This window comes from Paenibacillus sp. ATY16 (assembly GCF_003399985.2).
Lineage (GTDB): Bacteria > Bacillota > Bacilli > Paenibacillales > Paenibacillaceae > Pristimantibacillus > Pristimantibacillus glycanilyticus.
This window is the reverse complement of sequence record NZ_NMOK02000037.1, coordinates 207,367-227,296: the sequence shown is the minus strand read 5'-3', so window position 1 is coordinate 227,296 and position 19,930 is coordinate 207,367. Positions and strand designations below refer to the sequence as shown.

Genomic DNA, 19,930 nt, shown 5'->3' with positions numbered 1-19,930 from the left:
TATTTATTATAGCAGAGCCTTCCGCAACGGCAATATGGTACGGTAAACCGTACTAAGTACGGAAAAAGAGCGTACTTTTCAGCTTCGTCTTCATGCTTAATAATGGGGATACTCCACTTTGAAAGGAAGATTCTCATGAACATTCTGGTTATCGTTGCTCATCCCGAGCTGACTACCTCCCGAGCCAATAAAGCTTTATTGCAGGGGCTTAATAAGAATCGAGAAAATATTCATATTCACAAGCTTTATGAGCTCTACCCGGATTGGAATATAGACACGGAGAAGGAACAAGCACTCCTGCTGCAACACGACCGTGTTGTTCTTCAATTTCCCTTCTATTGGTACAGCTGTCCGCCGTTATTGAAAAAATGGTTCGACGATGTGATGAAACCAGGCTGGGCATATGGCCCAGGGGGTAACCGTCTGATTGGCAAAGAGTTTCTAATCGCCACAACTACCGGCGGAACGGATAATTCTTACCGCTCAGGCGGAGACAATCAGTTCACAATCAGCGAGCTCTTGCGTCCGATCGAACGTACCATCACCAAATGCAGCGGTGTTTATCTTCCTGCCTTCGTAAGTTATGCCGTTGATGCTTCAACGGACGAATGGCTGGAACAGGAAGCTATCCGTTATGCCGAGCATATTCAAACCCCTATGCCTGTGCTTGCGCATTAATCAAGACGCGGCAATCCTTCGTTTGCGGATCATGCTGGCGAGCAGGAAAACAATCGGAAGGCCTACGATAAATATCGGGAAGATATACTTGATCCAAATAAAATTCGCGTAATCGAGCATACCAAAGATGTTGGCCGGAGTTAAGGTTGCCGCGAAAATGACGGGAGCCGTAAACGCAATCATTTTCCGCCATTTCTTAACGCCTAATAATTGTGCTGTTCCGTAGCTGTTGATGAACAAATAGATGGACAGCTTGACGAAGACGCTGAAGATCCAAATAAACACAATCCACACATCCATATTTTGAATAAAATCCAGATAATTAATAAATCTCACCATGCTGAAATACGGAAAATATAAGGTTGACCCGATTTGAATGCCAAACGTGGAAACAACCATGATTGCCGTAATTATAGCCAGCATGGATGGGATACATATCGCCAATAACACAGGCTTTAGAATCTTTTTCGGGCTGGCTACAAAAGGGATCAGCATCATAATCATCATGGATTCCCCGAGGAAGGAGGCATTCACAAAAGATCCCTTCAATATGGACATCGCGCCCGTATCCATAAAGACCGGCAGCATAAGCGTCAGACGCAGATTGGAGATATTGAGTATAAAGGTAATGAGAATGCCGAGCAATAGAAGCGGACCGGCCATCTCGCTGAACCGGGCAATTGCTTCTACGCTTCCAACCAAAGTGATGTACGCCATGGCGATCATCATTAGCACGGAAATTAGCCACATCGGCGTATCGTGAAACAGAACCTGCTTGATAAACAAGGAAAAAATGCGAAGGATATCCGCACACACCGAATACCAGACCAGCAAGTACATCACGCCGATTAGTTTGCCAAGCCATTTGCCGAATAAAGTCTGCACAAATTCTATCAAGGTTTGCGAAGCGAATCTCTGACTGACTTTAACTAAGACCCACGACAGGGCGAGTCCGATAATTCCCGCTACGATAAGCGAGATCCACGCATCCTGCCTGGCAATTTCGATTGTGGGTGATACCGTTAGCCAAATGCTCATGGAAATCTCCAGGGTCGTCAAAATCCAAAATAATTGCCAAGACGAAATCTTCACTCTCTTGCTCCTATTCTAGGGATACGCTTGCGAATATCCCCGGTACTCTGAATTTTAATTCCGACATCAACGGCAACCTCTATAGTCGGGAATTTTTGATCCCATTGAGCTTTAAGCCTTTTCCATTGCTTCGGATGTTCCCGGTGAAACTCTTCTCCGAAGCCGAATACATCTTGACCGTAATCCGTTTGTATTTTTCTAATGGTGGCTTCAATTTGTTTGGCTTTGAGCTCATTAAACTTCCGTTCCGTATGAATACGCTTGGAGGATACGGAGAGATCAATAGGCGTGTTGTTTTCCACAACCCTGGCATTCCCTTTCAATTTCACGCGAACCTTAAGCTTATCCCCTTCGATTGTGGTACGGAACGTTCTATTTAGGTTGGAAACATACAAAGACAGGGTGCCTTCCCCCGTCTCTTCTGTTACGTACTGATTTTTGAGCACGCCCTTTACCCAAAACAACTCGAGAGATTCCCGATCCCGGACTTTCCCGACCATTTTTAAATCCTTGTTAAAAATAGCGACAGCCCTTACTTCAATGATTTTGTTCTCCTCCAGCTTGTTCATCGGAGCAATATCGATCATCGGCATGGAGGGTCTGATGCCGTCTCTCCCCGCATCCAGGAGAAAATCCCGCAAGGACGTATCTCCCAGCCGGCAATAACGGTCTTGATGCACCGCCACAATCGCCGAGAACTGGTTGAAGGGACTGTTGATCGTTAAAGCGTCCTTGCCCTTGCCCTCGTTAACCACGAAAATATCGGTACGCATCCGGGTATCCGGATTTCGGGTAAACTGATCCATGATATCGACCAGCCCGGTATGAGCCAGTTTTTCCCCAATAAAAATAGATCTGCGATGTCCCAGAAAAATACGGCGGGGCAGCTTTTCCTGAATTTGTTGAATCAAATCAACAATGGAACTACCCGTTGCCGATACGACAATGTTGGCTCTCTCCCCTTTCCCCCCGCTTCCCTTTAGCGTCTTGAACTCGGCAGGAATGGCGATTTGAGCGCTTTTCTCCAGCTTTCCCGATTCGGTTACATCAAGAGCGGTACCGATCCAGAAGGCATATTCGTTTATTTCGTTCCTGTCCCAGCAACCCGAGAGCAGCAGCGAGCAAAGAGAACAAATGATGAAACACCTGAATATTTTCATTTTCTGCGTTGTGCCGGAACGAAACGTTTATTCATGCGTACCAGCGTATCCTTCCAGAAATTCGGCAAGATTGGTGCCGATGGTTTTAGATAAGGGGTGCCGAACGATTTCAGGGTTACAAGATGAATCGCGATAATCATGATGCCGATCGCGACACCGTATAAACCGAGAAAACCGCCTAAAATTAATAACGGAAACCGGAGAATCCGGAATGGCAGTGCCAGGCTATAGCTGGGAAAAGCGAACGAGGCAATTCCCGTGCCCGCAACGATCATAACGATTGGCGCCGAAATAAATCCCGCCTGTACCGCGGCTTCCCCGATAACAAGCGCGCCCACGATACTGACGGCCGAACCAATGGCTTTGGGTAACCGAAGCCCCGCTTCCCGGAGGCCTTCAAACATGATCTCCATGAGCAAGGTTTCGATAACGGTCGGAAACGGGATGCCTTCCCTGGCTGCCGAGATACTGAGCATGAGATTCAGCGGTATCATTTGCGGATGAAAGGTTGTAAGGGCAACATACAAGGACGGCAGCAGGCATGACATCACGGCAAGCAACATCCGCAGCATTCTTACCGCGGAGACGTACAAGAATCGCTCGTAATGGTCTTCCGCCGCTTGGAACCCCGACCAGAACGTCATTGGGAGAATAAGCGCGTTCGGAGAACCGTCTACAATGATGGCAACTTTTCCTTCCAACAAGCTGGAGCAGACGGTATCCGGACGTTCCGTGTTTCGAATCTGCGGGAATAGAGATAACGGTTTATCTTCAATAAACTCTTCGATATAACTGGAATCCAGCAATTGATCGGTGTGAAAGGATTCAAGCCTGCTTTTCACCTCCTGGAGCAGCTCCGGCTTCACGCAACCCTCAATATAAGCAACAATAAACTCCGTATTGGACAATTCTCCGGCATGGTAGCTTTCGAATTTCAGCCTGGAGTGACTGATTTTTCTCCGGATCATGCTTAGATTGGTTTTCAGATCTTCCGTGAACCCTTCCCTTGGTCCGCGGATGGAAGCCTCATTGGAAGGCTCGTCGATGGAACGCTGCTTGAAGGCAGTGAGGTCAGCCATATAAGCAACAGGCAGCCCGTTCATAAAGATAGCCGTACTGCCTTTGAGTACTTTGGCTACGATCTCAGAATAGCTATGAACAATCGCGTACTGCGTCAATCGGCTATAATCGTCATTCATCATGCAGGCAGAAATTATCTGCTCCAATTTGTTCGTGTCCGTCAATTCGTCGATATAGACAAGCAAGATGCCCGAACGGTCAGGAAGATTAAGCGGCCGAAATACGATATCCGCGCAGTGATGGAAAATGTTGCGGAGCACAGTTTCGTTATCTTTTATGTTCGCGCTCACATTCGCTGGATTAAGCGGCTCCACCGCAAATACCACTCCTTTCCTGATCTCGTGGATATTTTTAGCTAATTCGGATTGCGTTATTCGCGAGCAAAAAAGAAGCACTGCCTGTAACGGCAGTGCTCTCTCGTGTATGCATTTGTATATTTCATCAAGCGGCCAGCATCATTGACGGTACGGAATCTCCACGGCGTGCTTGATTCAAGGCTGCCCGAAGTCTTCTGCCTTGCAGCGCCGCGATTGCCGGCCCCGGTTCCAGCTCTCCTTGCTGCACGAGCGTAAGCATCGCTTCAATATCGCCGCCTTCATAAGCAATAGCAAGCGCACGCAAGACATCCCGCAGCCCTTCGTCTTTCGGAACAGGCAGCGAACCTGCTTCAACCGCCTGTCTAACCTGCGGTAATGCCGCGCGGGCCCGATGCAAAGCTGCTTTTACCGCGCCTGGAGTTAGTCCTAATCGCAATGCCGTTTCCTGAGCCGAGTACCCCATAACGTCCCTCAGCAGAAAGACCGTCCTTTGAAGCGGAGACAGGAAAGTCATAAGAGCCTGCATGACGACTTCGGTTCCGATTCGGCTTTCGTCCGGCATGGTATGATAAACCGCTGATCCCCGAACGGATTCCATCATACGTGCATGGCTCGACTGGCGTCTTACCCGGTCAATCCAGTTATTACGGGCAATTCGAAGCAAATATGCTTCAGAATTGGCATGCTCCGTCAGCTGCGCCGATTCCATGACCTTAATCCATGTATCCTGCGATAAATCCTCTGCTTCCACCCGGGATTTGGTTAAAGTCAGGCAATAGCGGCCGAGCATTTGTTGCAGACGTTTCAATTCTATATGTTCATTATCCATTGTTGCTTCTGTCATATCGGACACCTCCGCTTTTTCCTATTATACGCATCCTTAATTCAGTAAACGAGTGAGCCTGCGAAAAAGATACGCAACAGCAAAATAAATTTTACGGCGTATCCTTTCGTATCCCCTTTTCGTTTGCCGAATTGATCAAACAAAGGAAAGAGGGATTACGATGAGCAGCTTTATCCCCTATGTGGTTGAACAGTCCAATCGCGGAGAACGTTCCTATGATATTTATTCGCGGCTTTTGAAGGACCGGATTGTCTTCCTTGGCTCAGCCATCGACGACCAGGTTGCGAACAGTATCGTAGCACAGCTGTTATTTCTTGCCGCCGAGGATCCGGATAAGGAAATCAGCCTGTACATTAATTCTCCCGGAGGCTCAACAACGGCTGGCTTTGCGATCTATGATACGATGCAGTATATAAAGCCCGAGGTTCATACGATTTGCGTAGGAATGGCGGCATCCTTCGCTGCTATTCTGCTTCTAAGCGGCGCGAAAGGCAAACGGTTTGCCCTGCCGAGCAGCGAGGTCATGATTCACCAGCCGCATGGCGGCGCCCAAGGCCAAGCCAGCGATATCGCGATCAGCGCGAAGCGGATCCTCGATACGAGAGCCCGGTTGAATCGGATCGCAGCGGATCGCACCGGCCAGCCGCTCGAGAAAATCGAGAAGGACATGGACCGCGATTATTTTCTCTCCGCCCAAGAAGCGCTTGACTACGGGATTATCGATCAGGTCGTCCATACGGTTTGAGGATTGAGAAGAGGCTGCCTTCTGTGGCAGCCTCTTTTATCGTCCTAATTTATAAAAAACGAAGTTCTTATCCTTTCTTGGCATCCACCTTATGCAAATTCAAAAGAAAAACGGCTGCAATGATAACGATGCCAACGATTAGAAATGCAAGACCCAGCTTCTCGTGGCCGATTGAGTATAATGCAGCTGAAGCTGCTACGAAGACGACAAGTTTCAGGGCTGTCCTTACCGGGTAAGAGAAAATGGCCACAGATGCTTTTGGCGAGAGAAACATCCCCCAGAGAACCGTCAGAACAAGAGGAAACGCCACTGCCAATAGAATACTTATCATTTTTACGGACTGCAGCTGATACCCCCAATAACCAAACACGACAAATGCGGCAAGCTCAAGCAGAAAAAATACCGTAAGCAAAATGCCCGTACCCGGTCCTTTCATCCCATCCCCACCTTTTCGCAACAAGGCTACCTTGTTTTTCCATACGCTATTGCCATTCTATCACCTGTACGCAAAATTGGAACAAAAAAAACCGCAATATGCGGCATTTCATCAATCCAACCCGATCAAGAACTTAGTTCGCGACCGATATGGCATTGTAAGCAATGATATGCTCGATAGCTTCAGCAACGGAATGGACAACCGTACTCGCCTGCCCGCGGATTTCATCATGGCTTTCGACCATTGCAAAGCTGTGCGGGGTTAAAGCAAACATCGAAAGATCGTTAAACGAGTCTCCGATGCATGCGATTTCATGCGGAGCAATTCCCAATTCCCGAATGAGGAGCGATATCCCCGTACCTTTGGAGACGTTAAGCGGCATAATATCCAAACAATCTTTATCGCTGATAAAAGTCTCGATCTGTCCGGGGAATTGGCGGTTCAATTGGGCTTTCAGCTTGCTCAGCTTGCCTAATTCACCGAAACAAGCAAGCTTGCTGCAACGGAACTCGTCGTTTGCCAGAGCTTCCTCCAACTTGTGATGAAAAGAGCTTTCCGACATAATGCGGTTCTCGACGGAACGGGAAGCTTCATTATCTACCCGCGCATAGTAGGAGTCGTCCGTGCAATGAACGAAGCTTATGAACTCCTCGCGAGGGACCGCTTGAAGCAGCTGAAAGGATAATTCGGGCGCAAAATCCATCGCTCCAAGCAGACGCTCGTTATTCAGCCGGACGGTTGCCCCGTTTTGACCAACGGCATGATAGTTATTCGGAAATGGGCGCATAATGACGGTAATCTCGGCATTCATCCGGCCGGACGCGATACATAAATCGAGCCCGCTTTCATAAGCTTTTCTTACCGCGCGGCGATCCCGCTCGTTAATTTGTTTGCTTTTATCCAGCAGCGTGCCGTCCAAATCACTGACAATAAGTTTAATCATCCAAATCCTCCTCCGATACGACGCGTAATTCTACATGATGCTCCGCAAGCTTCTCCATCATATCCCGGTCAGGCTGTTGATCCGTAATCAGGAGATCGATGGCGTCTAAGCCCCCGATTTTATAAAACATCTGTTCGCCGAATTTCGTATGATCAGCCAAAAGAATAACCTGATTCGCCCTCTTGATCATCTCGCGTTTAACCACCCCATCCTCCACATCGGGATAGGATAAACCGTTTGCCGTTATTCCGCATGCCCCAAGGAACAATTTGTCCACCTGGTAATTAGCCAAATTATCAATCGTCGCCTGGCCATACAGGAAGCGGTGTTTGATATTCAACTCCCCGCCGAGCAGATACGTCCTTAAGGCCTTTTTCCGCGATAAGGCATCTGCAATGTCAATGGAGTTCGTAACGGCAACCACTCGTTCCGCGGTAATGTGCTCGGCGGTGAACTGTACGGTAGTTGAAGCGTCCATCATAATATAGTCGCCATCTTTTACAAGCGATGCGGCAAAGCGTCCGATATCGCGCTTGACGTCGGAATCTTTGACAAGACGATCCTTATACTCGAATACCTCCCTCGACTTCTTCGGCAGTACCGCTCCCCCATGCGTTCTGAGAATAAGACCAAGCTCCTCCATCCTCAGCAGATCCCGGCGTGCCGTATCGCGGGATACGTCGAACTTCTGGCACATGTCTTTAATATCGATCCGCTTGTGCTGATTCAAATGCTCCATAATGGCATTGATTCGTTCTTCCTGAAACATAACCCCTTACCACCTCTTCCGGATTTTCTCAAATACCTAAGCCGTTGTGCAACATTGTTTAAGTTATTGTATGCTTTAATCTTCATTTATGCAACATTTTGTTCAAAATGCATGACAATGGCTTATGTTTGCGCAAAAGAAAAGACAACAGCCGATTGTTCGGCCGTTGCCTGTCTAAATTTAATCATATGTAACCTTCATCCTATCAAAATCTTCCGTTTCGCTTTTCGTCCAGATAGATATCTAACGCCGCAATACCCCGAATCAAGAATTTAATAATAAGATAAAGAGCGTATAACCCCATAAGGATAAACAACCCATATACAACTACTAAAATCATTGGCAGAATAGCAAACATGGAAAAGACGCTTTCACTGGACATTTATGATCCTCCTGGTTTTCGATACTTATGATGTTTCAAGCTTAACACAAATGAGGATTTTTTTTCCTTATTTTTTCCGGATGGAAACCTTTATACAATTATTCCGTCTATAAAGTTATTCATTAACCGATGAACCATGGGAGTTGATTCCTATTGTTTTTCACTAAAAATCGATTTGTTGTAACAATCCGACGGAGATTATCCAGTAAATCTTCATTCTCGCTAAACTTCAAAAGCTCCCCTCCGTCAAGGAGAGGAGCTTCTATTATCCTCATTGATACGCATCCAACAAGCCGGTCTATGTCACAATCGAGCCGCCATTAACGAAGTACACCTGTCCCGATATGTAGGAAGAATCGTCGGATGCAAGCAGCACGTAAGTTGGAGCAAGCTCAAACGGCTGCCCCGGACGTCTTAAGGGAACGTCGGTAGCGAATGTTGTTACCTCTTCTGCCGTAAATGCCGAAGGGATTAACGGGGTCCAGGTTGGACCCGGCGCTACGGCGTTTACCCGGATTCCCTTTTCCGCCAGCTGCAGCGATAATGAGCGCGTAAACGAGACGATAGCCCCTTTGGTTGCGGTATAATCGACCATATTGGCCATTCCCGAAAATGCCGTATCTGACGTTGTATTGATAATCGTGCTTCCCGCGCAAAGATGCGGCAAAGCCGCTTTGGTCATATCGAAAAAAGAGATGATATTCGTCTGGAAGGTATTCATCAATTGCTCCCGCGTAATTTCCAGTATGCTTTTCTTATGAAACTGGACGCCATGATTGTTCACCAGTATATTTAGCTTCCCGAATGTCTTGATCGCTTTATCTACAACCTTCTTGCAATTCTCCTCAATCCGCAAATCGATAGGCAGCATCACGCATTCGCGACCAAGCTTGGTTATCATCTGTTTGGTTTCTTCCGCATCCCGATGCTCATCCAGATAAGGAATAACCAGATTCGCCCCTTCCTTCGCAAACGCAATCGCTACCGCCCGGCCGATACCGCTGTCTCCGCCCGAAAGGATAGCTACCTTGTCTTTAAGCTTCCCGCTTCCTTTATAATACGGATTATCCGATAAGGGGCGCGGAATCATCGGATATTCGAATCCCGGATGGCGGTTCTGATGCTGCGGCGGAAATACGAGCGGCACGTTGGTACATTGCTGCTTCCAGCCGATATAAGGATAATAGAGATAGGACATTTTTTCACCTCACCGAAATGATTTCCTATCTCCATAGTATTCTTCTCCATAGAATAGATGCCGAGAGGTAGGATGCAAAATAAGCCGCACTTCCCGTGCGGCTTTATGATCATTCCGATAAACGAATGGCATTTTCATCCGTTTTATTGTCTTTCCATAGGTCATAGGGCTTCAAATAAACTATCTCATCGGCTAGACCATCAATATATTTTTCATCGCTTACGGGGATGATCACCGACGCACCGGATTCTCTTAAGATACCGAGCAGTTTTCTTCCAAGCTGCCCTAGAATATAGAAGAGTCCATGGGGTTCGATCCAAGGAACGCAATACAGCTTTTTCTGAAAAGCATAACCGATCGCCATGGAAGCTCTCCATCGCTCGCCGCTGTTGAATTCAAGGGGACGATAAATTCGGCCTTGATAGCGCTTTGGTTTATCCATTCCGGTTAACTCGAACAACAGGGCGATTTGCTCCAGGGTTAACGGATTCCCGCTCCGCTTGATCCCCTCTTTAATTTGGTCGGCGACCGACCGTACTCCTTTTATTTTCCATGTGAAAGGACCGGGATAGGTCTTAAAGCTGCGATACGGAAACTCGGCGACCCCTTCGCCTACATAACAAGAAATACGCTTCAAGACATCATTGTTTACGGGATGATCATCCAAGGTTATGATCGAGTGGGACATATCCAGGCATTCCGACAACAGTTCTTCTTTTCCGGCTAAAAAATAACTGAGGAGCCAACCTCCGCTGCCAAAGGATCCAACTAAACCGTAGATTTTGCCGGGTTCAATGGTTAGGTTGAAATCTCGAATGGAGTCGATCATCGAATACTGATGGAAAATCGTTGGCGTCGAGCTGCTGTTCAGGTTCCGGATCTGGATCTTCATGGTCGTCCCCACCACCCTTTTCCCGAGTTTCCCAGTCATTATTATTTTATGCGATAACCCTTGAAGAAAGGAAGATAGACGGATGAGAAGTGAACTGGATATGAGGCGGATGCTTTTGGATTTTGCAAAAAATCATGAAACGATCCGGGCAGCTACGCTGGAAGGCTCCGAGCGAAGGGCAGATGACTCGTTAGCTCTCCTTACAACTTATTCTCAAAGCAGCTATCCGGATATGTGGAATTCTTTATTTATAAATCCATCACACCTAATGAAAAATAAAACTCCACCTTTCCATCCTGCGCCGCATGTCCGTAATTGGCATGATGCTTCTGCAATATGGATGCGGTGATGGACAGACCAAGTCCTGTGCCGCTCAATTGTTTGCTGCGGGATTCTTCCATGACGAAGAATGGCTCCCATACCTGCCCCCACTTCGCTTCCTGGCTTGTATCCGCTTCATTCATAATGCTGAAATGAACGGCGGACGATTGGACTTCCGCGGCAACGCGGACCCACTTCCCCTTGGCATATTTCAATGCATTGGAGAGCAGATTGCGCATAACGGATTCGAGCTTGCGGCTGTCCGCCATGACCCAAGCTTCCTCGGGAAGCTTGTCGTCCACGATCAGCTCCATATTCTTATGACGAAAGGCTGCGCGATAATCATCAATCGTTGTTGTCAGCAGCCGGTGGAAATCCGTTGGCATAAGCTCGTAAATTTCCGTCTGAAGCCTGGACAGCTCGAGCAGCTGATCGATCATCCCTGCCATATGCTTCGTTTGGCGTCCGATGACTTCGGCGTATGTACCATCGTCAAGCCCGTCCTGAATACCCGCCGCATAGGCTTGAATCAAGGACAACGGAGTTTTCAGTTCATGCGAGATATCGGCTATAAACGTCCGCAGATTCGCGTTTCTTGCCTCCAGCGACTGCTGCGAAGCTTTCAGCTTATCGCTCATCCGGTTGATGCTGCCTGCCAAAGACTCAATCTCATCCCCTGTCCGGATATCTGCATGAGTGAAGGCTAAATCGGCAATGGATTTAGCCGTATCGTTCAGCTTCGCCAGCGGTTTCACGATCCTTGCCGTATACAAGGCTGACAGGACGATCAGCAGCAGGAGCATACTTGCCCAAATATACAGATTAAACCGGTTCATGATCCCAATGGTCTCCTTCGAATAGGAGATCGACTCTCCTACCGCCAGCACGTTGCCGCCGGAAGGCAGGAAATTAACCAGAAAGCTGGATTTCAGCTTAGCTTGATCATAGAGCTTGTTAACCCGGCTGCCCGCCCGCAGCAGAGCGATATTTTCTTCGCTTAACCAGAATTTGCTTAACGTAATTCCCTTCAGGTTTAACTGCCGCAGAATCCGGTCGTTTAGGTCATCCGCGTTCTGAGCCAAGCTTGTATAAACTATCGTCACGTCTCTCGCCTGCTCCAGCTTCGGGATCATCGAGTCGAGCGCATCAGCCGGCACACTGGACAACTCGGCCGTCAGGGATGCCAGCTTCTCTTTCTTCTGGTATAAAAAATATTTCGGCAGAAAATAAGTATTCATCGCAAAAGTCAAAATAAATACCGCCAGCAGCGCCAGCGTGATACGGGTAATCAGCTTATAGCCAAGCTTACTCATCCGGATGCTCCTCCAGACTATACCCTAAACCCCGGAACGTCTTGATCCGGCTCTCCCCGATCTTCTCCCGCAGCCTGCGGATATGGGTATCCACCGTCCGGTCATCCCCGTAATAGTCGAATCCCCATACCTGATCCAGCAGCATTTTCCGGGGAACGATCTGACCTTTGTTCTGAATGAGGTACTTCATTAACTGGAACTCCTTCGAGGTTGCCTGCACATCGTTGCCGTCACGATATATTTTCTGAGCTTCCATATCCACCACCAAATCGCCTGAACGCAGCTGAGAATCCCAGTTCAACAATTTACAAGCACGGGCGATTAACACTCGGGGATCAAATGGCTTGCGCACATAGTCGTCCGCACCGGCATTTAGAGCATAGAGCTCGTCTTCCGGTTCGCCTTTCGCCGTGAGGAGCAGTACCTTCGTCCGGCTGACCCTCTTGATCTCCTTGCATACCTCTACCCCGTTCACCTTCGGCATCATCCAGTCCAACACGGCAATATCCACCCGATGCTCGTAAAACAACTCCAGTGCTTCTTCGCCATCCCCGGCCGTCAGCACGTTAAATCCTTCTTTCATAAAATAGCTTTCTAAAATTTGCAGCATCATCGGCTCGTCATCGGCCAGCAGCAAGTTCATACGTCACCCACTCTCCAGATATCAGTCTTGCCCATTCATCAGCTTTGTTTTCTACTATATAAAAATCAGGTGACGCGAATGTGACGAACCGCCACGCCTCGCATTTGGCACATTGCTGTAACATTCGTCCCTTAGACTAACCTCGATTTCGCAAATGAGAAATGGAGGAACAAAGCATGAAATCAAAATTGACGTGGATGGTCACCGCTACTCTATTAACCTTGTTGTTAGCCGGATGCGCCAACAGCGGCAGCAACCAGACCCCGCCGGAAGAAACTGGGACCCTCGTTCCCCTTCAGAAAACACCGCTTCCCGGTGACGAGCCCTTTGAGTTCGAGGTAGACCCCGATACCTTCGCGCTTACCATTATCAAAGACGGAGTGAGAGAACAAGCAACTCTGCCGCTGCCAAAGTCGAAGGTAACGAATCTGGTCAAAAAGGACAACTCGGTATCCTGGACCTATCCCGGCAGGATGAACATCTCGATTACCAAGAAGGATCATTATCTCGATATTCAGCTGGAATCCGTCGGCGCGGAGTCCTTCGAGTGGCCGATTGTTCAAGCGGACAGCTACATGCTGCCGCTTGGCGAAGGCAAGCGAATTCCCGCGGATGACAAGGATTGGAAGACTTTTCTTCGCGATCAGACTTACACGTTCAGCGAGTCGTTCTCGATGGATTTCTTCGCCTTAAACCATAAGTCGTTCTCGATGGTTTATCTGGTCAACAACAAATTTAACGACGAGGTTCACTTCGACACGGAACCTTCGGTGCAAATGCAATTCTCGCATGACTTTCCTGCGATTAATCCGGACAAAAGCTACGGCTTCCGCCTTTATGTTACGGGCAATGATCCTCAGCAGATCGTTCAGCCCTATAAAAACAAAGTGATCGAGAGCGGAAATTTCGTTACCCTGGAACAGAAGGCTGATGGAAATCCGAATATCCGGAAGCTTTACGGGGCGCCGCAAATCTACTTGTGGAGTCCAACTATTTTGACTGACGAGAACGTAAATTGGCCGAAAATGAAAACCGTGCTGAATGGCAAGCTAGGCGCATGGCTTAAGCATCTGATGGATGAAACCGCGGACGGCAGCAGCGAGCTCGCCGATACGCTTAAGCAGCTTTCCGGTCAGGACTATATGGATAATTATCAGAAAAAGGTTGTGTTAAGCGCGCTTAATCAGGCTGTCCGAATGAAAGAATTCTATTCTGCCGAGATGTTCCCTGATACGGGCACAGAAGCGACCGCCCTTATTCAACAAGGCGTGTCCAGCCTAAGCGAGCAAAAGCTGTATGAGCTTAACAAGCTGCTGTTAAAAGACAGCTTAGGTGAAGCGGCAGCCGATTTGAAAGATTGGGGACAAGCAGGCTCGACTGACTTGATTAAAGCCATGCATGACGCCGGTATCGATAAAGCCTGGATTGGTCTATCGAATTGGGCGGATGGCTTGATTAATCCGGCTATGGTGAACGAAGCGGCGAGCGACGGTTATCTTATTGCTCCTTATGATTCTTACCATTCCATTCAGGAGAAGCCGGATCCATCCTGGAATACGGCTTCCTTCCCGGATTCAACTCTTTATGAGGAAGCTACCATTACCCGGAAAGACGGCTCGAAGGTAGCCGGTTTCCTTAACCGGGGCCGTAAGCTTAATCCTACATTAGCCTTGCCAAGTGTCAAGCAGCGCGCCGATAGCATTCTGAAGGAAGGGATTGCCTTTAATTCCTGGTTTGTCGACTGCGATGCGACGGGTGAAATTTTTGATGATTACTCCCCTGCCCATCTGACGACGCAGTCGCAGGATCTGGACGCACGGCTTCAAAGGCTAAGCTATTACGCGAAGGACAAGCAGATGGTCGTTGGCTCCGAAGGCGGCAACGATTACGCCAGCGGCGTCATCGCCTACGCGCAAGGGATAGAAAGTCCGATTATCGCCTGGGGAGATCCCGATATGCGCGATAACAAAGACAGCGAATATTACGTTGGCGGCTACTATGCCATGTCGGGGATTCCGGAACGCTACGGCAAAGCCGTGCCGGTAAAACCGTTGTACGATAAAGTGTATCTGGATCCAACCTACTCTCTGCCCCTCTACAAGCTGGTTTACAACAACTCCGTTATTACAACCAATCATTGGGAATGGGGAAGCTACAAAATCAAAGGCGCTGAAGCGGAACGGATGCTGTATGAGCTCTTGTACAATGCTCCTCCCCTTTACCATTTGGATGAGGCGGCATGGAAGCAGCAGCAAGCCAGCATTACCGGCCTCCTGAAGGTATGGTCTCCGTTTCACAGCAAGGCGATAATGCAAGAGATGACGAAATTCTCCGTATTGTCCGATGACCGGTTAGTGCAAAGCGCCGAATACGGCGATCAATTAAAGGTTACCGTCAATTTCTCCGATAAAGATTTCGCCGCGGATGGTCAAACGGTAAAAGCCAAGTCGGCCGTTATTACCGAGGACGGAAAAACCACAGTTTTTGATGCGCAGGCTAATGCAAAGCTATTAACGGCAAAATAATCACGCAAAAAAAGCTGGCTCCGACAAGGAGCCAGCTTTTTTCCTTTACACTTACAAGGCGCCAACAACGCGGTGAGGAACATACCGTTCCTCCAGGTACTTAATCTCGTCCGGCGTTAACGTCAGCTCGATCGAACCGATTGTTTCCTCGAGCTGAGCCATGCTTGTTACGCCGATAATCGGCGCCGTTACCTGTTCCTTTTGCAGCAGCCATGCCAGAGCAACCTGAACGCGGGGAACGCCGCGTTGCTCCGCAATCTCAGCAACCCGCTCGGCAATGACGCGATCTTGCTCTGCGAATGCGTCATACTTCATTTTTTGAGCCTGATCGGTTTCGGAACGGTGCGTAACGGTACCCCAGTCGCGAACCAATCTGCCGGAGGCAAGAGGACTGTACGGAATTGCGCCAATCTTCTCCTCCTTAAGCAGCGGCATCATCTCGCGTTCTTCCTCTCTGTACATGAGGTTAAGATGATTCTGCATTGCAACGAACCGGGTCCAGCCATTCCGCTCCGCAACATGCAGAGCTTTCTGGAACTGCCAGGCATACATGGCGGAAGCTCCTATGTATCTAGCTTTGCCTGCCTTCACCACGTCATGCAAAGCTTCCATTGTCTCTTCAATCGGCGTATTGTAGTCCCAGCGGTGAATCTGATACAAGTCCACATAATCGGTTCCCAACCGCTTCAGGCTATTATCTATTTCGTTCATAATCGCTTTACGGGATAGACCCGCGCCGTTCGGGCCCGGCTGCATGCGGAAGAATACTTTCGATGCAATCACGACTTCATCCCGGTTGGCGTAATCCTTCAAGGCGCGACCGACAATTTCTTCGCTTGCTCCGGTCGAATAAGCATTCGCCGTATCAAAGAAATTAATTCCCAAATCCAAAGCTTTCTTAATAATCGGCCGGCTGTTCTCCTCATCAAGAATCCACGGATGATTCCAGCGTTCTACGTCACCAAAGCTCATGCAGCCAAGACAAAGGCGTGAAACATCCAATCCTGTATTACCTAATTTTACATATTCCATCCATATCCCCTGCTTTCCTTTTAGTCGATCCTATTATCTCACTTGGAGTTAACTCCAAGTCAAGGCACGTCTGGCAATTCGAATGCGTTTTCCCTAATCCCACCTCTGGTCTAATTTATCCGCATAGAACAGTAACGCTTTTCGATAGGATTGTATACCTTGGTCTCCGCTTGTCTCTGCTAGCTGCTTCAGCAAGATTTCCATAGCCGCGTTATGCTCCTCAAGGTTATAAAGCACCATGGCATAAAAGACCTGGAACTCCCGGTTATCCGGATATTCTTCTATCGCTTCCCGGAAAATCGATCGCGCCTGGGCGTACATGCCCAATGTCCGGTAAGTGCTTCCCAGTCCCAAATAAGCGCCTTGCCGGTCCTCTCCGCTAAGGCCAAGCTCTATTGATTTTTGATAAAAAGGAACGGCTTCCCTCTCGAGTCCCATCGAATCATGCACCCACGCGCATTGATACCAGACGGACGGATTGGCGGGATATCGTTCAGTGAGCGCCAGCAGCATAGATCTGGATTCCTCTAATTGTCCCGATTCTCTTAGTTGTATGGCGATTTCCAATTCATTCAATGTTATGGCTCCTTCCGAAAAAGCCTCCCGCCATGCAAGCAGCTTGTTCGCATGCTTTTCCAAACGGTGAATACACTTAAGTATTCAAGCGTTTTTTCAGGAGGAAAGTATGGCACATCCTAAATCATCATTCGTAAAAGGTACGTTAGTCTTGTCGGCCGCCGCTTTCATTAACCGGATTCTCGGCTTTATCAGCGGCATGTACATCGCCCGCGCGCTTGGCGCGGAAGGCATTGGTCTTCTTATGATGGCGCATCCGCTTGTTCCGCTGGTCATTACGATTACGGAGCTTGGACTTCCCGTTGCCATCTCCAAGCTGGTCGCCGAAGCCAATGAGCAAGGCGACCGCGCTAAGATCAGGCGGATACTGAATGTCTCTCTTGCGATCACATCCGTACTCAGTATATCGCTGACGACCTTCTCGCTTATATTCTCGGAGTGGATTTCTTCGATTCTGTTAAGCGACCAGCGAGCTTATCTAGCGATGCTCGCCATCACGCCAATTGCTCCGATCGTAGCGATCTCCGCCGTCTTGAAAGGCTATTTCCGCGGCATGCAGCAAATGAAGGCGATTGCCGCATCCGATGTCCTTGAGCATACGGTGCAAATCGCCTGCGTATTGGCGCTCGTCCACTTGCTTCTGCCTTATGGCGTGGCTTATGCGGCGGCAGGCGCTATGGCCGCTTCCGTCATTAGCGAGATGATCAGTCTTCTCTTTCTCGCTGCCAGCTACAAGCTTTACGGCGAGCGGAAAGCCGCGGGAGAAACGTGGAGAAACCATCTCAAGCACGGAAGAAGTACGCTTAACGAGCTGCTTAACCTAGGAATGCCAACGGCAGGTCAAGGCGTTATTCACTCGTTATACAGCGCCTTTCAACCGCTGCTTATTACAACCAGTCTTGCGATGGCCGGTATCGGCACGGCTATGGCGACCAAACAGTTCGGTTTGCTGGCTGGTTACACATTTCCCTTGCTGTTTATGCCCAGCTTTATAACCAATTCTCTCTCAACCGCGCTGGTTCCTGCCATCAGCGAAGCGGCGGTCAGCAAGAACACTTTGCTCATACACGAACGGATGAACCAGGCCATGATTGTAGGCCTTTTGATCGGCGCTCCGGCAACCGTTATTTTGTTTCAGTGGGCAACGCCGCTAACATCCGTCATTTACGGGGCTCCCGATGCCGGAATGCTGCTGCAGATCCTGGCCCCGATGTTCTTCTTCCATTATTTTGACGCACCGCTTCATGCCATTCTTCTGGGACTTGGCCGGACGAATGCCGCCTTATGGAATTTTATCATCTCCACCGCCTTCAAAGCCGTCTCCATCTTTGTATTCGGAAGCCAATTCGGCATTGTTGGAGTTGCGTTTGGCATCGGGATCGGCATGGTTCTGCAGATGATGCTTAATTTCTTCTCCATCTCCAGCTCGATCGGCTTTTATTGGCCGGTAGAGCCTTACATTAAGGTAGGCTTGTGCATGGTGCTCATGGCGCTCTTCGGCCGCTGGTCCATGGCGTTCTTCACCTACGAAGGCTGGCCGATGTTATGGAGCATGGTAACCTCCATCGTCGTCTCCACTCTCTTCTATTTCATAACCCTTATGCTGACGAACACGATTAATTGGAAAAGCTTCCGGCGAGCAATTCCGCTGCCGTAACTTTAGTTACCGTAAATAATATTATGTAAACTAATATGAATGGGCATGAAAAAGCCTGCAGTCGAGCTGCAGGCTTTTTTCTTCGCATCTTTATTTTCCTTTTGCCGATTGCCCCATCCGGTCGGCTAGCTGCTGAAGGTCCATTCCCTTCAAAGCGCCTTCGATCAGCTCCGCCAGTTTATCCGGCGTGCAGCCAAAGCAAGGAATGCCGTATTGCGCCAACTTTTTCGCAACCGATTCGTCATAGGACGGTACGCCGTCATCCGACAAGGCGAGCAGACAGACGGTTTTTACGCCGGACTCATGCATCTCCTTCAAGCGCCGGATCATTTCGGTCCGGTTGCCGCCTTCATACAAGTCGGAGACGAGAATAAAGATCGACTTCTTCGGTTCGGTTATAAACGGCTCGCAATATTGAAGCGACTTATTGATATCGGTCCCTCCGCCAAGCTGAATGCCGAACAGCATATCCACCGGATCGCTCGCACACTGCTCGCTTAAATCCACCACCTCGGTATCAAAGGCAACCACCTTCGTCTCCAGCGATGGCATACTCGCAAAGATGGAACCAACAAGCGACGCATAGATGACGGAATTCGCCATTGAGCCGCTTTGATCGATATCGAGAATGACGGTCCATTCCTTGCTTTTCCGCGCGCGGTCGAAGAAATAAACCTTCTCCGGAATAAGCAGCCCGCGTTCCTGATCGTAATGCTTCAGGTTCTTGCGGATTGTCGCCCCCCAGTCGAGACCGCTTAAGGAAGGCAGCGGAGAATGCTGCCTCCGGTTCAAAGCTCCGGTAACCGCGCGGGTAAGATCCTGCTCGAGGCGCTTCATGATATCTTCCACGACTTCCCGCACGAGCGCCCGCGCAGTCTCTTTCGTGCGCTCCGGAATTTGGCCGCGAAGCGACATTAAGGTGGCGACCATCCCGATATCGGGCTTAACCTGGGACAACAACTCCGGTTCGAATAGCAGCTGGGTAAGCCCCTTGCGTTCCACGGCATCGGCCTGAATGACGGATACAACATCCGGCGGAAAAAAATGCCGCACATCGCCAAGCCATTTGGCTAACTTGGGAGACGATGCCCCCAGACCGGCAGATCGGGATCTGGAAGTATTGCCGCTGCCTTGGCCGCTAAGCCCGGCTCCCGACCCCGTCCCTTCTCCTTCGTAAATAGCCGCAAGGGCTTCATCCATCAGCAGGTCCTCATCGCTTAATAGAGGTCTACCTTGCGGACCGCCTTCTCCCTGCAGCTTTTGTTCGGCGGAAGCTCCCAATATAAGCCTCCAGCGTCTAACTTGTTCCGGATCCATGGTCGTCATA

19 protein-coding genes are annotated in these 19,930 nt (G+C 49.1%); 4 read left to right on the top strand and 15 right to left on the bottom strand.

Features of this window, described 5'->3' with window-relative positions:
* Positions 1-135: 135 nt before the first annotated feature.
* Positions 136-678 carry an NAD(P)H-dependent oxidoreductase gene (locus CFI03_RS21325; RefSeq protein WP_248759381.1) on the top strand — a complete coding sequence of 181 codons (543 nt, stop codon included), beginning with the start codon at positions 136-138 and terminating at the stop codon, positions 676-678.
* Here CFI03_RS21325 and CFI03_RS21320 read toward each other — a convergent pair whose 3' ends face one another.
* From CFI03_RS21320 to CFI03_RS21305, 4 genes are all read right to left on the bottom strand, one after another.
* Positions 679-1,770 (bottom strand): GerAB/ArcD/ProY family transporter, encoded by a 1,092-nt coding sequence (locus CFI03_RS21320; RefSeq protein WP_349292490.1) that lies wholly within the window; start codon positions 1,768-1,770, stop codon positions 679-681. It lies immediately after the preceding gene.
* Complete coding sequence (locus CFI03_RS21315; RefSeq protein ID WP_248759374.1) at positions 1,767-2,930, bottom strand: Ger(x)C family spore germination protein; 1,164 nt, start codon at positions 2,928-2,930, stop codon at positions 1,767-1,769. The genes CFI03_RS21320 and CFI03_RS21315 overlap by 4 nt, the downstream gene beginning before the upstream one ends.
* On the bottom strand, positions 2,927-4,324 hold the full coding sequence (locus CFI03_RS21310; protein ID WP_248759373.1) for a spore germination protein: 1,398 nt from the start codon (positions 4,322-4,324) through the stop codon (positions 2,927-2,929). Before CFI03_RS21310 ends, CFI03_RS21315 begins: the two co-directional genes overlap by 4 nt.
* Positions 4,325-4,451: 127 nt before the next feature.
* On the bottom strand, positions 4,452-5,171 hold the full coding sequence (locus tag CFI03_RS21305; protein ID WP_248759372.1) for an RNA polymerase sigma factor: 720 nt from the start codon (positions 5,169-5,171) through the stop codon (positions 4,452-4,454).
* A gap of 160 nt (positions 5,172-5,331) precedes the next feature.
* Between CFI03_RS21305 and clpP the strand changes: the two genes are divergently transcribed.
* Positions 5,332-5,916, top strand: a complete 585-nt coding sequence (gene clpP, locus CFI03_RS21300) for an ATP-dependent Clp endopeptidase proteolytic subunit ClpP (RefSeq protein WP_015844630.1) — start codon at positions 5,332-5,334, stop codon at positions 5,914-5,916.
* A 67-nt stretch (positions 5,917-5,983) separates the two neighbouring features.
* Here the strand turns inward: clpP and CFI03_RS21295 are convergent, their stop codons facing one another.
* The 8 genes from CFI03_RS21295 to CFI03_RS21260 all read right to left on the bottom strand — a co-directional run bounded on the left by CFI03_RS21295 (position 5,984) and on the right by CFI03_RS21260 (position 12,813).
* The gene (locus tag CFI03_RS21295; RefSeq protein WP_248759371.1) at positions 5,984-6,352 is read right to left on the bottom strand and encodes a YrdB family protein; all 369 of its coding nucleotides are present in this window, start codon (positions 6,350-6,352) and stop codon (positions 5,984-5,986) included.
* A 133-nt stretch (positions 6,353-6,485) separates the two neighbouring features.
* Entirely contained in the window at positions 6,486-7,295 is an 810-nt protein-coding gene (locus tag CFI03_RS21290) for an HAD family hydrolase (protein ID WP_248759370.1), read from the bottom strand.
* On the bottom strand, positions 7,288-8,064 hold the full coding sequence (locus CFI03_RS21285; protein WP_248759369.1) for a DeoR/GlpR family DNA-binding transcription regulator: 777 nt from the start codon (positions 8,062-8,064) through the stop codon (positions 7,288-7,290). The genes CFI03_RS21290 and CFI03_RS21285 overlap by 8 nt, the downstream gene beginning before the upstream one ends.
* A gap of 205 nt (positions 8,065-8,269) precedes the next feature.
* On the bottom strand, positions 8,270-8,446 hold the full coding sequence (locus tag CFI03_RS21280; RefSeq protein ID WP_015844625.1) for a hypothetical protein: 177 nt from the start codon (positions 8,444-8,446) through the stop codon (positions 8,270-8,272).
* 298 nt (positions 8,447-8,744) lie between these two features.
* On the bottom strand, positions 8,745-9,644 hold the full coding sequence (locus CFI03_RS21275; protein WP_248759368.1) for an SDR family oxidoreductase: 900 nt from the start codon (positions 9,642-9,644) through the stop codon (positions 8,745-8,747).
* 109 nt (positions 9,645-9,753) lie between these two features.
* Positions 9,754-10,536 carry an ABC transporter ATP-binding protein gene (locus CFI03_RS21270; RefSeq protein WP_248759367.1) on the bottom strand — a complete coding sequence of 261 codons (783 nt, stop codon included), beginning with the start codon at positions 10,534-10,536 and terminating at the stop codon, positions 9,754-9,756.
* Between the two features lie 248 nt (positions 10,537-10,784).
* The gene (locus CFI03_RS21265; RefSeq protein WP_248759365.1) at positions 10,785-12,170 is read right to left on the bottom strand and encodes a sensor histidine kinase; all 1,386 of its coding nucleotides are present in this window, start codon (positions 12,168-12,170) and stop codon (positions 10,785-10,787) included.
* Positions 12,163-12,813 carry a response regulator transcription factor gene (locus tag CFI03_RS21260; RefSeq protein WP_248759363.1) on the bottom strand — a complete coding sequence of 217 codons (651 nt, stop codon included), beginning with the start codon at positions 12,811-12,813 and terminating at the stop codon, positions 12,163-12,165. The genes CFI03_RS21265 and CFI03_RS21260 overlap by 8 nt, the downstream gene beginning before the upstream one ends.
* Before the next feature lie 176 nt (positions 12,814-12,989).
* Between CFI03_RS21260 and CFI03_RS21255 the strand changes: the two genes are divergently transcribed.
* A complete protein-coding gene (locus tag CFI03_RS21255; RefSeq protein WP_248759361.1) occupies positions 12,990-15,338 on the top strand; it encodes a glycoside hydrolase in 2,349 nt (782 codons plus the stop codon).
* A gap of 51 nt (positions 15,339-15,389) precedes the next feature.
* Here the strand turns inward: CFI03_RS21255 and CFI03_RS21250 are convergent, their stop codons facing one another.
* Positions 15,390-16,370 (bottom strand): aldo/keto reductase, encoded by a 981-nt coding sequence (locus CFI03_RS21250; RefSeq protein ID WP_201005364.1) that lies wholly within the window; start codon positions 16,368-16,370, stop codon positions 15,390-15,392.
* Positions 16,371-16,463: 93 nt separating this feature from the next.
* A complete protein-coding gene (locus CFI03_RS21245; protein WP_127492300.1) occupies positions 16,464-16,946 on the bottom strand; it encodes a tetratricopeptide repeat protein in 483 nt (160 codons plus the stop codon).
* 109 nt (positions 16,947-17,055) lie between these two features.
* Between CFI03_RS21245 and spoVB the strand changes: the two genes are divergently transcribed.
* A complete protein-coding gene (gene spoVB / locus CFI03_RS21240) occupies positions 17,056-18,603 on the top strand; it encodes a stage V sporulation protein B (RefSeq protein WP_248759359.1) in 1,548 nt (515 codons plus the stop codon).
* Between the two features lie 90 nt (positions 18,604-18,693).
* On the opposite strand, the gene CFI03_RS21235 is transcribed toward spoVB, so the two are convergent.
* Positions 18,694-19,929, bottom strand: a complete 1,236-nt coding sequence (locus CFI03_RS21235; protein WP_248759357.1) for a VWA domain-containing protein — start codon at positions 19,927-19,929, stop codon at positions 18,694-18,696.
* Between the last annotated feature and the right edge of the window lies 1 nt (position 19,930).

What these genes read in the sequence shown, in the direction of transcription:
- CFI03_RS21325 (WP_248759381.1), top strand. Translation starts at nt 136, where the DNA reads ATGAACATTCTGGTTATCGTTGCTCATCCCGAGCTGACTACCTCCCGA.
- CFI03_RS21315 (WP_248759374.1), bottom strand. Translation starts at nt 2,930, where the DNA reads ATGAAAATATTCAGGTGTTTCATCATTTGTTCTCTTTGCTCGCTGCTG.
- CFI03_RS21305 (WP_248759372.1), bottom strand. Translation starts at nt 5,171, where the DNA reads ATGACAGAAGCAACAATGGATAATGAACATATAGAATTGAAACGTCTG.
- clpP (WP_015844630.1), top strand. Translation starts at nt 5,332, where the DNA reads ATGAGCAGCTTTATCCCCTATGTGGTTGAACAGTCCAATCGCGGAGAA.
- CFI03_RS21295 (WP_248759371.1), bottom strand. Translation starts at nt 6,352, where the DNA reads ATGAAAGGACCGGGTACGGGCATTTTGCTTACGGTATTTTTTCTGCTT.
- CFI03_RS21290 (WP_248759370.1), bottom strand. Translation starts at nt 7,295, where the DNA reads ATGATTAAACTTATTGTCAGTGATTTGGACGGCACGCTGCTGGATAAA.
- CFI03_RS21285 (WP_248759369.1), bottom strand. Translation starts at nt 8,064, where the DNA reads ATGTTTCAGGAAGAACGAATCAATGCCATTATGGAGCATTTGAATCAG.
- CFI03_RS21280 (WP_015844625.1), bottom strand. Translation starts at nt 8,446, where the DNA reads ATGTCCAGTGAAAGCGTCTTTTCCATGTTTGCTATTCTGCCAATGATT.
- CFI03_RS21275 (WP_248759368.1), bottom strand. Translation starts at nt 9,644, where the DNA reads ATGTCCTATCTCTATTATCCTTATATCGGCTGGAAGCAGCAATGTACC.
- CFI03_RS21270 (WP_248759367.1), bottom strand. Translation starts at nt 10,536, where the DNA reads ATGAAGATCCAGATCCGGAACCTGAACAGCAGCTCGACGCCAACGATT.
- CFI03_RS21265 (WP_248759365.1), bottom strand. Translation starts at nt 12,170, where the DNA reads ATGAGTAAGCTTGGCTATAAGCTGATTACCCGTATCACGCTGGCGCTG.
- CFI03_RS21260 (WP_248759363.1), bottom strand. Translation starts at nt 12,813, where the DNA reads ATGAACTTGCTGCTGGCCGATGACGAGCCGATGATGCTGCAAATTTTA.
- CFI03_RS21255 (WP_248759361.1), top strand. Translation starts at nt 12,990, where the DNA reads ATGAAATCAAAATTGACGTGGATGGTCACCGCTACTCTATTAACCTTG.
- CFI03_RS21250 (WP_201005364.1), bottom strand. Translation starts at nt 16,370, where the DNA reads ATGGAATATGTAAAATTAGGTAATACAGGATTGGATGTTTCACGCCTT.
- spoVB (WP_248759359.1), top strand. Translation starts at nt 17,056, where the DNA reads ATGGCACATCCTAAATCATCATTCGTAAAAGGTACGTTAGTCTTGTCG.
- CFI03_RS21235 (WP_248759357.1), bottom strand. Translation starts at nt 19,929, where the DNA reads ATGACGACCATGGATCCGGAACAAGTTAGACGCTGGAGGCTTATATTG.